Annotated in this window: 14 protein-coding genes; 13 read left to right on the top strand and 1 reads right to left on the bottom strand. The window is 63.8% G+C overall.

The window, feature by feature from the left end:
• Positions 1–1,539, bottom strand: a complete 1,539-nt coding sequence (crtD, locus tag JQ621_RS13265) for a 1-hydroxycarotenoid 3,4-desaturase CrtD (protein ID WP_212235157.1) — start codon at positions 1,537–1,539, stop codon at positions 1–3.
• 103 nt (positions 1,540–1,642) lie between these two features.
• Here crtD and JQ621_RS13270 point away from each other — a divergent pair, with 103 nt between their 5' ends.
• The 13 genes from JQ621_RS13270 (at position 1,643) to chlG (ending at position 14,111) form a co-directional block, all read left to right on the top strand.
• Positions 1,643–2,509, top strand: a complete 867-nt coding sequence (locus JQ621_RS13270; RefSeq protein WP_212235158.1) for a polyprenyl synthetase family protein — start codon at positions 1,643–1,645, stop codon at positions 2,507–2,509.
• Between the two features lie 89 nt (positions 2,510–2,598).
• On the top strand, positions 2,599–3,741 hold the full coding sequence (locus JQ621_RS13275; RefSeq protein ID WP_212235397.1) for a methyltransferase: 1,143 nt from the start codon (positions 2,599–2,601) through the stop codon (positions 3,739–3,741).
• A 62-nt stretch (positions 3,742–3,803) separates the two neighbouring features.
• Positions 3,804–4,745, top strand: coding sequence for a chlorophyll synthesis pathway protein BchC (gene bchC, locus JQ621_RS13280; protein ID WP_212235159.1), 942 nt, complete (start codon positions 3,804–3,806; stop codon positions 4,743–4,745).
• A complete protein-coding gene (locus tag JQ621_RS13285) occupies positions 4,742–5,737 on the top strand; it encodes a chlorophyllide a reductase iron protein subunit X (protein ID WP_212235160.1) in 996 nt (331 codons plus the stop codon). Before bchC ends, JQ621_RS13285 begins: the two co-directional genes overlap by 4 nt.
• A gap of 25 nt (positions 5,738–5,762) precedes the next feature.
• Positions 5,763–7,370, top strand: coding sequence for a chlorophyllide a reductase subunit Y (gene bchY / locus JQ621_RS13290; protein ID WP_212235161.1), 1,608 nt, complete (start codon positions 5,763–5,765; stop codon positions 7,368–7,370).
• Entirely contained in the window at positions 7,370–8,821 is a 1,452-nt protein-coding gene (gene bchZ, locus JQ621_RS13295; RefSeq protein WP_212235162.1) for a chlorophyllide a reductase subunit Z, read from the top strand. Before bchY ends, bchZ begins: the two co-directional genes overlap by 1 nt.
• Positions 8,822–8,823: 2 nt before the next feature.
• A complete protein-coding gene (locus tag JQ621_RS13300) occupies positions 8,824–9,132 on the top strand; it encodes a hypothetical protein (protein WP_249125254.1) in 309 nt (102 codons plus the stop codon).
• 119 nt (positions 9,133–9,251) lie between these two features.
• Positions 9,252–9,470 (top strand): light-harvesting antenna LH1, beta subunit, encoded by a 219-nt coding sequence (gene pufB / locus JQ621_RS13305; protein ID WP_021076708.1) that lies wholly within the window; start codon positions 9,252–9,254, stop codon positions 9,468–9,470.
• 12 nt (positions 9,471–9,482) lie between these two features.
• Positions 9,483–9,674, top strand: a complete 192-nt coding sequence (gene pufA / locus JQ621_RS13310) for a light-harvesting antenna LH1, alpha subunit (protein WP_015684467.1) — start codon at positions 9,483–9,485, stop codon at positions 9,672–9,674.
• A 120-nt stretch (positions 9,675–9,794) separates the two neighbouring features.
• The gene (gene pufL, locus JQ621_RS13315) at positions 9,795–10,631 is read left to right on the top strand and encodes a photosynthetic reaction center subunit L (protein ID WP_212235163.1); all 837 of its coding nucleotides are present in this window, start codon (positions 9,795–9,797) and stop codon (positions 10,629–10,631) included.
• Between the two features lie 28 nt (positions 10,632–10,659).
• On the top strand, positions 10,660–11,583 hold the full coding sequence (pufM, locus tag JQ621_RS13320; RefSeq protein ID WP_212235164.1) for a photosynthetic reaction center subunit M: 924 nt from the start codon (positions 10,660–10,662) through the stop codon (positions 11,581–11,583).
• A 256-nt stretch (positions 11,584–11,839) separates the two neighbouring features.
• Entirely contained in the window at positions 11,840–13,225 is a 1,386-nt protein-coding gene (ppsR, locus tag JQ621_RS13325; protein ID WP_249125255.1) for a transcriptional regulator PpsR, read from the top strand.
• Positions 13,218–14,111, top strand: coding sequence for a chlorophyll synthase ChlG (chlG, locus tag JQ621_RS13330; protein ID WP_212235166.1), 894 nt, complete (start codon positions 13,218–13,220; stop codon positions 14,109–14,111). The genes ppsR and chlG overlap by 8 nt, the downstream gene beginning before the upstream one ends.

The following is a 14,111-nucleotide window of genomic DNA, read 5'->3' on the forward strand; positions in this document are numbered from 1 at the left end:
TCAGCGCATCGACATACCACCACGCATAGCCGTTCGCCGGAACGACCCGTGAGAAGTCAGGTCCGCGAGCAGGCTCGCTGCCGCCGAACGACCCGACAAGGCCGCCATCGGCACGCCCGGACCCGGATGCGTGCTGCCCCCTGCCAGATACAGGCCCGGAATTCTGGTTCGTGCGCCCGGACGCTGGAAAGAGGCCGTCCATCCGTGAGAGCTGCGGCCGTACAACGCGCCGCCAGTGGCCGGAAACATCCGGTTGAAATCCGCTGGCGTCGTCACTTGCGTCGCATCTGCTTGCGGCTGGATTCGCAGACCGCGGCGCTCCAGCATGTCGAATGTTCGTTGCGCGCATTGTGCCACCTCCGTTGCATCGTAGACATGCCGGTCGCCATTTGCGGGCGCGTTGACCAGGACCAGAAATCGTTCGGGGCCGTTCGGCGCGATATCGTTGTCGTCGCGATCCTGGGCGCAGACATAGACCGTCGGCTCGCGCGGCAGCCGGTCCCGCGCGAAAATGTCGTCGAACTCGGCTGCATAGTCGCCCGAGAAAAAGACGTTGTGTCGGTGGAGCGGGAAGCCATCAGGCTTTGCGACGACACTCCATGTCATGGCCGACAGCGAGCGGGCGCGGAGCGGGATCGCCGCCGCAGCGCGACGGACAGGGGTACCGAACGCTCCGTCCGCGACGGCGCCAACATCAGCATTCACGATCACGGCGTCCGCCGCAATGCGCTCGCCGCTTGCGAGCCTGACGCCGCTGGCGCGGCCGCCGGAGATCAGGACTTCGCTGACGTCCTCGCCGTAGCGAATCGCAGCGCCGAAGGAGCCTGCGCACTCCGCCAGCGTTTTCGCGAGCGCCTGCATGCCGCCGTCGATGGACCAGACGCCCTCGCGCTCGACATGCGCAACCAGCATCAGCGTCGCCGGCGCGAGATACGGCGACGATCCGCAATAAGTTGCGTAGCGTCCGAACAACTGCCGCAGCCTCAGATCGGCGAAATATCGCCCCAGCGCCGACCACATCGACGAGAACGGCTTGATCTGCGGCAGCCGCATCAGCCCGCGAAGGCCGTCGGCGCCGATCAGTCCGCCCATGCTAGGCTGGGAGGCGCGCAAGAACGGTTTTTCGAGAATCTCATAGATGCCACGGGTATCGCGGCAGAAGGCGCGGTAACCATCTGCTTCCTGTGCGCCGGCAAAAGTCGCGATCGCATCGACGGTACGCTCGTGGTCGGAAAACAAATCGAGCCGGGCGTGCTCATCCCAAGCGTGTCTCGCCAGAACCTCCAGCGGGCGCAGCCGGACATGGTCTGTGAAATTTCGGCCGGCCGCTGCGAACAGTTCGTCGAAGACCCAGCGCATCGTGAAGACGGTCGGACCGCTGTCGATCCGCGACGACCCGATCGCGATCTGCCGCATCTTGCCGCCCGGCGCGGCGGCGCGTTCGAGGACAGTGACATCAAGGCCGCGTGCTGCGAGTGCGAAGGCTGAGACGAGTCCCGCGACGCCGCTACCGACAACGACAACACGATCTCTGGGCATCTGCGCAGCTGCTCCGGGTTGTCGTTGACATGTGTCTATAATTATTTACACTCACTACGACAAGTCAAATTGACATTCCTTGTGTCAAACACGGGAGCCAGCCATGGACGTCAGCAGCCGGATCGAACGGGCACTCAACGACGCGATTGGCCAGGCTGAGCTTCCCGGCTGTCCCCCCCGGCTGGCAGCGGCCATGCGCTACGCGGTGTTTCCCCGCGGTGCGCGCGTGCGACCAAGGCTCTGCCACAGCGTCGCAGCCGCCTGCGGCGAGGATCATCCCGCCGCCACGGAAGCTGCCGGCGCGGCCCTCGAACTCCTGCATTGTGCCTCGCTCGTGCACGACGACCTGCCGTGCTTCGACGCGGCGGAGACGCGGCGCGGCCGTCCCTCCGTGCACAAGGCGTTCGGCGAGCCGCTCGCGGTTCTCACTGGAGATGCGTTGATCGTGCTCGCATTCCAGACGCTGGCGCGTCTTCAATGCACGCCGGAGCGGCTGGCGACGCTCACCCTGACGGTGGCCGGATCGGTCGGCGTTCCCTCAGGGATCGTCGCGGGGCAAGCCTGGGAATGCGAAAACCAGATCGATCTCGCACATTATCACCGTGCCAAGACAGGCGCGCTGTTCGCTGCGGCGACCGTTGCGGGCGCCGCGTCGGCCGGTGCCGATTGCGAGCCGTGGCGGATGGTTGGGGAGAAGCTCGGCGAGGCCTATCAGGTCGCCGACGATATTCGTGACGCTGCCTCCGAGGAAGATGAGATCGGCAAGCCCGTCGGCCGCGACCTCGCCCTCGGGCGTCCGAGCGCCGTGATCGAGCTTGGCCTCGATGGCGCACTCTACCGTTTGCACGACCTGGTGCGCGGCGCAATCGATGCGATTCCGCCATGTCCCAATGGCGCCGAATTGCGTTCGCTGATGCTCTCGGAAGCCAGGCGCCTGGTGCCTGCCAAGCTTGCCCAGTTCGCGGCATAGCCACCATGGCCGCGATCACACATCGTGATAGCGGCGGCGAGACATCCGAGGCGGCGCGCGGTGTGAATGTCGTACCTTCGGCACACGGCATGTCGCGGCCATCTTTGCGTGATCGCCTGCTGGGCTGGCGCGATTCGATCCTCGCCAATCCAGCTTTTCAGCGATTTGCAGCCAATTTTGCGCTAACGCGGCCGATCGCGCGGCGGCGGGCGGGCGCGCTGTTCGACCTCTGCGCCGGCTTCGTCTATTCACAGGTTCTGTTCGCGTGCGTCCGCCTGAAGCTGTTCGATCAACTGGCAGATGGGCCGTTGAGTTCGGCAGAACTCGTATCGCGTCTGCCGCTACCGTCCGACGCGACGCTGATGCTGCTCGATGCGGCGGTCTCGCTGCAACTGCTGCAGCGTCGCAGCGACGGCCGTTACGGCCTTGGTTCGCTCGGGGCAGCCCTGAGGGGCAATCCCGGCGTTGTCGCCATGATCGAGCATCATGCGATGCTGTATGACGACCTGAAGGATCCGATCGCGCTGCTGCGCGGTGACGTCGGCGCAGGACAACTCGCCGCGTATTGGCCCTATGCAGGCAATCGCAAGGCCGCCAATCTGTCGCGTGACGCGATCGGGCCATACACCGCATTGATGGCGGCGTCACAGCCGATGATATCGCAACAGGTGCTGTCGGCTTACTCCTTTCGCGAACATCGCTGCCTGCTCGACATAGGCGGCGGCGACGGCTCCTTCATCGCCGCCGTCGCGGCACGGGCACCAAAACTGCGCTGCGTTCTGTTCGATTTGCCCGCGGTGGCCGACCAGGCCAGCGAACGGTTTCGTGCGGAGGGGCTGTCATCGCGTGCGGTCGCGATCGGAGGGAGCTTTCTTGCGAACCGTCTCCCCGAGGGGGCCGATATCGTCTCGCTGGTGCGGGTGATCCACGATCACGACGACGCCGACATCATGACTCTGCTGCGTGCGATTCGCGTGGCCCTGTCATCCGATGGCACGCTTCTCATTGCCGAGCCCATCTCCGGCGTTCGCGGTGCCGAGCCAATCGGGGACGCCTATTTCGCTTTCTATCTGCTTGCAATGGGCAGCGGCCGTCCCCGGACTTTCGCGCGGCTGCGCGACATGCTCACCGAGGCCGGCTTTATCGATATTGCGCTGCGGCCGGTCGCAATGCCGATGCTGGCAAGCGTGATAACGGCGCGAAACAGCAAGATTGACGTTAATCAAACTTGACAGTCCAAAATGTAAGTCTAGCATGACAGTTGCGGAATAGCCGCCGAAGATCGGAGTGTGCGATGGAGACCATCGCGGTAGTTCTCAAGCAGCCGGAGCAGATCGAGCTCAATCGGCTGGCTTTGACTCCTCCGACCGCCGACGACGTCGTCGTCGATGTCGACTGGAGTGGCGTCAGCACGGGCACAGAGCGGTTGCTTTGGTCGGGCCGGATGCCTTCGTTTCCGGGCATGGGATATCCGCTGGTGCCGGGCTACGAGTCGGTCGGGCATGTCGTTGAAGCGGGATCGGCCACCGATCTGCATCCTGGCCAGCGGGTCTTCGTTCCCGGCGCAAAATGTTTCGGCGAGGTGCGCGGCCTGTTCGGTGCCTCGGCCTCGCGCCTGGTCGTGCCCGCCAAACGCGTGGTGTCGCTCGATCAGCATTTCGGTGAGCGTGGAATCCTGCTGGCGCTGGCGGCGACGGCCTATCACGCCATCGCCGCGCGCGGCGCCTCGGCGCCGGACTGCATTGTCGGTCACGGCGTGCTGGGGCGGCTGCTGGCCCGCATCTCGCTCGCTGTTCGTAACGAGCCGCCGACCGTGTGGGAGACGAATCCAGCGCGCGTCGGGGGCGCGATCGACTATGGCGTGATCGATCCCGAGCACGATACGCGGCGCGACTACAAGAGCATTTACGACGTCAGCGGCGACGCGGGCCTGCTCGATTCCTTGATTGGTCGCATCGCGCCGGGCGGCGAGATCGTGCTGGCCGGCTTCTACAGCGAGCGACTGTCCTTTGCGTTCCCGCCCGCCTTCATGCGCGAGGCGCGGCTACGCGTTGCCGCGGAGTGGCAACCAGCGGATCTGATCGCGATCAAGAGGCTGATCGAATCCGGGCGTCTCTCGCTCGACGGACTGATCACCCACCACCACGACGCCCGGGCTGCCGCGGATGCGTATCGCATCGCGTTCGAGGATCCGGCTTGCCTGAAAATGGTCCTGAACTGGAGTTCGCTCTCATGAATGTCGTGCCAACCATCACCATGAAGGACGCTCTGCGGGCGGAAGCGTCGATCGAGCCCGACGCGCCGGTGACGACGCCGGCGACCAAGGAAACCCAGATCATCGCCATCTATGGCAAGGGCGGCATCGGCAAGAGTTTCACCCTGGCCAATCTCTCGTACATGATGGCTCAGCAGGGCAAGAAGGTGCTGCTGATCGGCTGCGACCCCAAGAGCGACACCACCTCGCTGCTGTTCGGCGGTCGCGCCTGTCCGACTATCATCGAAACCTCGTCGAAGAAGAAGCTTGCGGGCGAGGAAGTGAAGATCGGTGATGTCTGCTTCAAGCGCGACGGCGTGTTCGCGATGGAGCTCGGCGGCCCCGAAGTCGGCCGCGGCTGCGGCGGCCGCGGTATCATCCACGGCTTCGAACTGCTGGAGAAGCTCGGCTTCCACGAATGGGGATTCGACTACGTGTTGCTCGATTTCCTTGGCGACGTGGTCTGCGGCGGCTTCGGCTTGCCGATCGCGCGCGACATGTGCCAGAAGGTCATCGTCGTCGGCTCGAATGATCTCCAGTCGCTCTACGTCGCGAACAATGTCTGCTCGGCGGTCGAATACTTCCGCAAGCTCGGCGGCAATGTCGGCGTCGCCGGCATGGTCATCAACAAGGACGACGGCACCGGCGAGGCGGCGGCGTTCGCCAAAACGGTCGGTATCCCCGTTCTCGCGGCAATCCCCGCCGACGACGACATCCGCAAGAAGAGCGCGAATTACGAGATCATCGGCCTGCCGGGCGGAGCGTGGAGCTCGCTGTTCGAAGAACTTGCCACCAATGTTGGCCTGGCACCGCCGGTTCGCCCCGCGCCGCTGACTCAGGACGGTCTGCTGAGCCTGTTCAAGGGCGAAGTGGTCGGCCGCGGAGTCGTGCTCGAGCCTGCGACCATGGAGGACATGTGCGGCAAGTCGGTCGTCGACAAGCCGTCCCTCGAAGTCGTCTACGACGCGGCGTGAGCGGCAGCATGACGCGGAGCGCAACATGAACGTCATCCTGCCGCGATACGCCGGCGCCATCGCCGAGTCCGTCGTGAACGAGCCCGTCGAGCTCGACGTGGCGGCGACGGACGCCGTCGTTGCACAGCCCGCCATCAACACCGCAGCGACCAAGAGCGACGGCTTGGGCTGTCATGCCGGTGCTGCTGAACTCAAGGCTGCCGCCGGCGCTGCGGGAAAGAGCGAGATCCTCGATCGTTATGCCGCCGACTATCCCAAAGGTCCGCACGACCAGCCGCAAAGCATGTGCCCGGCATTCGGTTCGCTGCGGGTCGGCCTGCGGATGCGGCGCACCGCGACGATCCTGTCGGGCTCTGCCTGCTGCGTCTACGGGCTGACCTTCACCTCGCATTTCTACGGCGCGCGGCGAACGGTCGGCTACGTTCCCTTCAACTCCGAGACGCTGGTCACCGGCAAGCTGTTCGAGGACATTCGCGAAGCTGTCTTCAAGCTCGCCGATCCTGCGCTGTACGACACCATCATCATCACCAATCTCTGCGTACCCACGGCGTCCGGCGTTCCGCTCGATCTGTTGCCGGACGAAATCAACGGGGTACGGATCATCGGTATCGACGTGCCCGGCTTTGGTGTGCCGACCCATGCCGAAGCCAAGGATGTCCTGGCGGCAGCGATGCTCGAATATGCCCGCAAGGAAGTGGAGCAGGGGCCGGTTCAGGCGCCGCGCGGTGGCAAGAGCGAACGGCCGACGGTGACCCTCGTCGGCGAAATGTTTCCGGCAGATCCCGTCGGTATCGGCATGATGCTCGATCCGCTCGGTCTGGCGGCCGGTCCGGTGGTGCCGACCCGGGAGTGGCGCGAGCTATACGCCGCGCTCGATGGCTCCGTTATTGCCGCGATCCATCCGTTCTACACGGCGAGCTTCCGCCAGTTCGAACTGGCCGGCCGCAAGATCGTAGGTTCCGCGCCGGTTGGGCATGACGGTACCGAAGCCTGGCTTGAAGCCATCGGCACGGCCTGCAACGTCGCGCGGGACAAGATCGACGCCGCCAAGAACCGCTTCCTGCCGATGATCAAGGCCGCGCTGGCGGCGAAGCCGATCGACGCGCGCATCACGGTCTCCGGCTACGAAGGTTCCGAACTTCTCGTCGCGCGGCTCCTCATCGAGAGCGGCGCGCGCGTATCCTATGTCGGCACGGCCTGCCCGAGGACGCAATGGTCCGATGCCGACCGCGAATGGCTGGAAGCCAGGGGCACACGCGTTCAGTATCGCGCATCGCTGGAAATGGATCTGGCCGCCGTCGGCGAGTTCAAGCCCGATCTGGCCATCGGCACCACGCCGGTCGTTCAGAAGGCCAAGCAACTCGCGATCCCGGCGCTGTATTTCACCAATCTGATTTCGGCGCGCCCGTTGTTCGGCGTCGCCGGTGCCGGCTCGCTGGCGCAGGTCGTCAACGCCGCGCTCGCCAACCAGAGTCGCTTCGACGAGATGAAGGACTTCTTCGGCGATGTCGGCGAAGGCCACGCCGCCGGCATCTGGGAAGATACGCCGAACGAAAACGTGGCCTTCCGCGAGAAATACAGGAAGCAGATCGAAGCCCAGGCCAAGAAGCGCAAAGCCGAGGAGATGATCTGATGCTGGTCCTCGACCACGATCGTGCGGGTGGCTACTGGGGCGCGGTGTACGCCTTCACTGCCGTGAAGGGCATGCAGGTCATCATCGACGGTCCGGTCGGTTGCGAAAATCTGCCGGTCACATCGGTGCTGCACTATACGGACGCTTTGCCGCCGCACGAGCTGCCAATCGTGGTGACGGGCCTCGGCGAAGAAGAGCTCGGACAGACCGGCACCGAGGGCGCGATGAAGCGCGCGCACCGCGTGCTCGATCCCTATCTGCCGGCCGTCGTGGTCACCGGGTCGATCGCCGAAATGATTGGCGGCGGGGTGACGCCGGAGGGAACCAACATCAAGCGCTTCCTGCCGCGCACCATCGACGAAGATCAGTGGCAGAGCGCCGACCGCGCCATCGTCTGGCTCTGGAAGGAATACGGTGTCAAGAAAATTCCCGAGCGCAAGCCGCGCGCCGACGGCGTCAAACCGCGCGTCAACATCATCGGGCCGATCTACGGCACCTTCAACATGCCGTCCGACCTCGCCGAGATCCGCCGGCTGATCGAGGGCATCGGCGCCGAGATCAACATGGTTTTCCCGCTCGGAAGCCATCTTGCCGACATTCCGAAGCTGGTGAACGCCGACGTCAACGTCTGCATGTATCGAGAGTTCGGCCGGATGCTGTGCGAGGCGCTGGAGCGGCCGTATTTGCAGGCGCCGATCGGCCTTCACTCCACCACCAGATTTCTGCGCAAGCTCGGCGAACTGCTGGGCCTCGATCCCGAGCCGTTCATCGCGCGCGAGAAGCACACCACCATCAAGCCGCTGTGGGATCTGTGGCGATCGGTAACCCAGGACTTTTTCGGCACAGCCAGCTTCGCCATCGTCGCCAACGAGACCTATGCGCGCGGCGTGAGGAATTTCCTGGAAAAAGAAATGGGTCTGCCGTGCACCTTCTCCTTCTCGCGCAAGGCGGGCGTCAAGCCGGACAACGATGCCGTGCGATCCGCGGTGCGCGAGAAGCCACCGCTAATCCTGTTCGGCAGCTACAACGAACGCATGTATTTGGCCGAGGCCAATGGCCGGGCTATCTATGTGCCGGCGTCCTTCCCGGGCGCGGTGATCCGCCGCCATACCGGCACGCCGTTCATGGGCTATTCGGGCGCGACCTACCTCGTTCAGGAAGTCTGCAACGCGCTGTTCGACGCGTTGTTCAATATCCTGCCCTTGGCAGCCGATCTCGATCGTGTCGACCCGACGCCCGCGCGGCTGCACGAGGAAATCCTCTGGAGCGACGAGGCCAAGGCGCTGCTCGACGAGGTGTTGGAGGCTCATCCGGTGCTGGTGCGCATTTCGGCGGCCAAGCGCCTGCGCGATGCCGCTGAGAGCGGTGCGCGCCAGGCCGGCGAGGCGCGGGTCACCACGGATTTCGTGGCCAGGGCCCGCGCGGCGCTGATCAGTGGAGCGCCAGCATGAGAATGATCGAGGCCGGCTTGTTTCCGGTGATTCCGTATCTGCACCTGAAGAACGATATGCGGGAGGTGATGTCGATGTCCGATTATGCTTATGGCGATCGAACGAAAGCGCATGGCGGGAACAGAACCATCGAATCCCAAGTGGTGTTTGGGGCCTGCTACGGGGCCTTTCTATTGCGGGCCGCGCTCTCGCGGCTGACGCCCTGGCGCAAACGAGCGGCCTTCGATCATTCCAGGAACCGCGAGTCGATCTTCGCGGAGGCCCGCAGTGCCGCGGGCACGATCGTCACATCGTCGTTCATGGGCCTGTAACCGGGATTCCGTCCGGCCAGTCGCCGGGTGGATAAGCGCCGTATCGAAAGGTCCGGCAATCGCTGTCGCCCACGCTCGGGCGGCGAACGGCCGCAAGGCCATCACTAGGAGGATACCAAATGAAGGACGGTTCCTTATCGGGGCTATCCGAAGCTGAAGCCAAGGAATTCCATTCGATATTCATGACGAGCTTCCTGCTCTTCACGGCTGTCGCGGTGGTTGCCCATATCCTCGCCTGGATGTGGCGTCCCTGGTTGCCCGGCCCGGGCGGCTACAAGACGACGGCGCTGGATAGCATCCAGCACGTCGCCAGCGTCGCCCTTTCGTACTTGACATAGAGGGAGGCAATCATGTGGCGAATTTGGCTTCTGTTCGATCCGCGCCGTGCCTTGGTCGCGCTCTTCACGTTCCTGTTCGGACTGGCGATCGTGATCCACTTCATCCTGCTCTCGACCGACCGGTTCAACTGGTTGGACGGGCCCCGCAAGGCGAAGACGTCAGAGATCACTCTGCCGTACACACCACCAAGCATGCCGTCCTGATGGCATGAGGAAATGCGTACCGGAACGGACGAGGCAGGATCGAGCGGCCCGTCTCGTCCGCTTCCGGTAGCGACCCGGAGATGATGGTTACGCTGGTTTGCGCAGGCGGAGGAACGAACGATGGCAATGCTCAGCTTTGAAAGAAAATATCGCGTTCGCGGCGGAACGCTCATCGGCGGCGACCTGTTCGACTTCTGGGTCGGTCCGTTTTACGTCGGGTTCTTCGGGGTGACGACGGTGTTCTTTTCCTTCGTCGGCATCGCAATGATCCTGTGGAATACCGCGCTCGGCCCCACCTGGAATCTCTGGCAGATCAGCGTCAATCCGCCGGACGTCAAATACGGCCTGTCTTTCGCGCCGCTGCAGGAAGGTGGCATCTGGCAGATCGTCACGATCTGCGCGCTCGGCGCTTTCGTCTCCTGGGCACTGCGCGAGGTCGAAATCTGTCGCAAGCTCGGGATCGGCTATCACGTGCCGTTCGCCTTCGGCTTCGCCATCCTGGCCTATTTCACCCTGGTGGTGATCCGGCCGGTCCTGATGGGATCGTGGAGCTACGGTTTCCCCTACGGCATCATCACCCATCTCGATTGGGTGTCGAACACCGGCTACCAATACGGCAACTTCCACTACAATCCCGCGCACATGATCGCCATCACCTTCTTCTTCACGACGTGCCTGGCGCTGGCCTTGCACGGCGGCCTGATCCTGTCATCGACCAATCCCGATCGTGGCGAGCCAGTGAAATCGCCTGAACATGAGAACACCATGTTCCGCGATCTGATCGGCTATTCGGTCGGCACCCTCGGCATCCATCGTGTCGGACTCTTCATCGCGCTGTCCGCGGTGTTCTTCAGCGCGGTCTGCATCGTGATCAGCGGGCCGTTGTGGTCGGAAGGAAATGCTTGGTCCGAGTGGTGGAACTGGTGGCGCAATCTTCCGATCTGGTCCTCAAACTAAATCCGGTCATCAGAGAGAGTCCTGAGCCATGGCCCAATATCAAAACTTCTTTACACAAGTGCAGGTGCGCAGCACCATCTATCCCGGCATTCCGATTCAGCCGGGAATATGGGTTCGTACCAGTGAGGGCCGGTTCAACTACTGGCTCGGAAAGATCGGTGACGCCCAGGTCGGCCCGTTCTATCTCGGATTTCTCGGGCTGGCGTCCATTGCATGCGGCATCGTCGCGATCGAGATCATCGGTCTCAACATGCTCGCATCGGTGAACTGGAGCCCGATCGAATTCGTCAGGCAACTCCCCTGGCTCTCGCTGGAGCCGCCGAAGCCCGAATACGGCATCAGTTTCCCGCCCTTGCAGGAGGGAGGGTGGTGGCTGATGGCTGGCTTCTTCCTGACCACCTCGATCCTGTTGTGGTGGGCACGCACCTACCGTCGGGCCCGCGCGCTCGGCATGGGCACCCATGTCGCCTGGGCTTTCGCTTCGGCGATCTGGCTCTATCTGGTGCTCGGCTTCATCCGGCCGTTATTGATGGGACATTTCAGCGAAGCCGTTCCGTTCGGCATCTTCCCCCATCTGGATTGGACCAACAACTTCTCGATCACGCACGGCAACCTCTTCTACAATCCGTTCCACATGCTGTCGATCGCGTTCCTGTACGGCTCAGCACTTCTGTTCGCCATGCACGGCGCGACGATCCTCGCAGTCAGCCGCTACGGCGGCGAGCGCGAGATCGAACAGATCGTCGACCGCGGTACGGCGCTCGAGCGGGCAGCTCTGTTCTGGCGCTGGACCATGGGCTTCAATGCGACCGCGGAATCGATCCATCGCTGGGCGTGGTGGTTTGCGGTGCTCTGCCCGCTCTGCGGCGGTATCGGCATTCTTCTCTCCGGTACGGTCGTCGACAATTGGTTCGATTGGGGCGTCAAGCACGGCCTAGCCCTGCCGCGATAATTCGTCAGAGCTTTTGGACACGCGCCGGATTGCAGCATCCCGCGGCGGCGCGCGTCAGGTTTCGTCGTCTTCCCGGGACTCGGCTGTTCGCGACGAAACGGCGGCGCACGGCCCAATCCGGGCTTCGTGCGAAAAGCGTCCGCCAACAAAAACAGGTTCGAGGAACGCTAGGTGAGAGATCACGGGTTGTTGGAGGATATTTGCCCTGGTTCAGGTGTTCAAATCTCCGAAGGAGTCGCTGGGGAATCTCGGCGCATTGCCGGCCGCGAACCTGATCGCGGCGGCCAGCGACGTCGCCGTCATCGTCGACGGCGAGGGGGTCATTCGCGATGTCGCCTTCAACAAGGAGGATTTGTCGCTCGAACTCGACGCCCACGGCCGCTGGCTCGGTTCGAGGCTGGCCGACATCGTGACGTCCGAAACCCGTGCGAAAGCCGAGGAACTGCTCCAGGACGCGATGCGCCGAAAATCTTCGATCTGGCGTCAGGTCAATCATCCGTCGCCCGGCGGCACAGATATTCCTGTGTTGTATTCGGCCGTCAACATCGGACGCGACGATCGTTTCGTCGTGGTCGGTCGCGATCTGCGGCCGCTTGCAGCGATGCAACAACGGCTCGTCAACGCCCAGCAATCGATGGAGCGCGACTACGTCCGGCTGCGTCACGCCGAAACGCGCTATCGCTTGTTGTTCCAGGTATCGTCGGAAGCAGCCATGATCGTTGATGCCTCCAGCAATGCGATCCTCGAGATCAATCCGGCCGCGCTGGCGCTGCTCGACGAGAGCGCGCCGCAGGTCCTGAAATCGAATCTCTCCTCACATTTCGATGCGGCAGACGCCGAACCGGTTCAAACGCTGCTGTCCAATGTTCGTGCGACCGGTCGGGACGGCAGTGTCCGCGCCAGGCTCGCCAAGGGCGATCGCGAGTGCGTTGTCGCCGCATCCCAGTTCCGGCAGGAGAACGCGACCTTGTTTCTGGTCCGCCTGTCCGCGCAACTGACGGCGCCGCAGGCCAGTGCGCTGAAGGCGACGTCGAGTTTGCTCGAGTATTTCGACGCTGCGCCCGACGCATTGGTGATCACGGGGCATGACGGCCGCATCGTCAAGGTGAACCCGGCCTTCACCGAGATGGCGCAACTCGGCAGCGCGGAGCAGTCTCGCGGCGAATTGCTGGATCGCTGGCTCGGCCGTGCCGGTGTCGACTTCGCGGTGGCGTTCGCCAATCTTCGCCAGACCGGTTCGATCAAACTGTTCTCGACCTCGCTGCGCGGCGAGCACGGCGCGACGACGGACGTCGAGGTCTCCGCGGCATCCTTGATCCACGACGACCGCAAGCAGGGTTTCGGTTTCGCCATTCGCAATGTCGAGAAGCGTCTTTCGGCATCGCCGTCCTCGGCCCGAGAGCTCCCGCGCTCCGTCGCCCAGCTGACTGAACGGATCGGACGGGTTCCGCTGCGCGATCTCGTGCGCGAGGCGACCGACGTCATCGAGAAGCTCTCGATCGAGGCCGCGCTGGAATTGACCGGAGACAACCGCGCATCGGCCGCGGAGATGCTTGGGCTCAGCCGTCAGAGCCTTTACGTCAAGCTCCGGCGTTTTGGGCTTGCGGAGCATGCGGGAGAAGGGGAGGCCGAAGATGACTAGTGCCGTCGTCAGCCATCCCGCGCCGTCGGTCGTTCTTGAACTGCTGAAGCCGATCACCTGGTTTCCGCCGATGTGGGCCCTGGGATGCGGGATCGTGTCGTCGGGCGTTTCCCCGGGTCAGCGTTGGCCGATGATCATCGCCGGCGTGCTGCTGGCCGGACCCATGGTTTGCGGGACCAGCCAGGCGGTGAACGACTGGTTTGACCGGCATGTCGATGCCATCAACGAGCCTGAGCGGCCGATCCCGTCGGGGCGCATTCCCGGCCGCTGGGGTCTTTATATCGCAAGCGTGTGGACGGCCCTGTCGTTGCTGGTGGCGACCATGCTCGGCACGTGGGGCTTTGTTGCCGCGATCGTCGGCCTCGTGCTGGCGTGGGCTTACAGCGCGCCGCCGGTCCGCCTCAAGCAGAACGGCTGGTGGGGCAACGCCGCGTGCGGACTTTGCTACGAAGGCCTGCCCTGGTTCACCGGGGCCGCCGTGATGAGTTCCTCCGCGCCCGACTGGCGCATCGTCCTGATCGCACTGCTCTACAGCATCGGCGCCCACGGCATCATGACTCTCAACGACTTCAAGTCCGTCGAAGGCGACAGGCGGATGGGGATCGATTCGCTCCCGGTGCTGCTCGGCGTCGGCAATGCCGCGCGCTTTGCCTGTCTGGTGATGGCGGTGCCGCAACTCGGAGTCGTCGCGATGTTGCTGGCGTGGCAGCGGCCATTTTATGCGGCGGCGGTTGCCGCGTTGGTGCTCGCGCAATTGTGCCTGATGGTCCATTTCCTCAAGAGCCCGCGCCAGCGCGCGCCCTGGTATAACGGCACGGGTGTCAGCTGCTATGTCGTCGGCATGCTCGTCAGCGCCTTTGCGCTGGCCGCGATGCGAGCGAGTTGA

The organism is Bradyrhizobium manausense, assembly GCF_018129685.1.
GTDB lineage: Bacteria > Pseudomonadota > Alphaproteobacteria > Rhizobiales > Xanthobacteraceae > Bradyrhizobium > Bradyrhizobium manausense_D.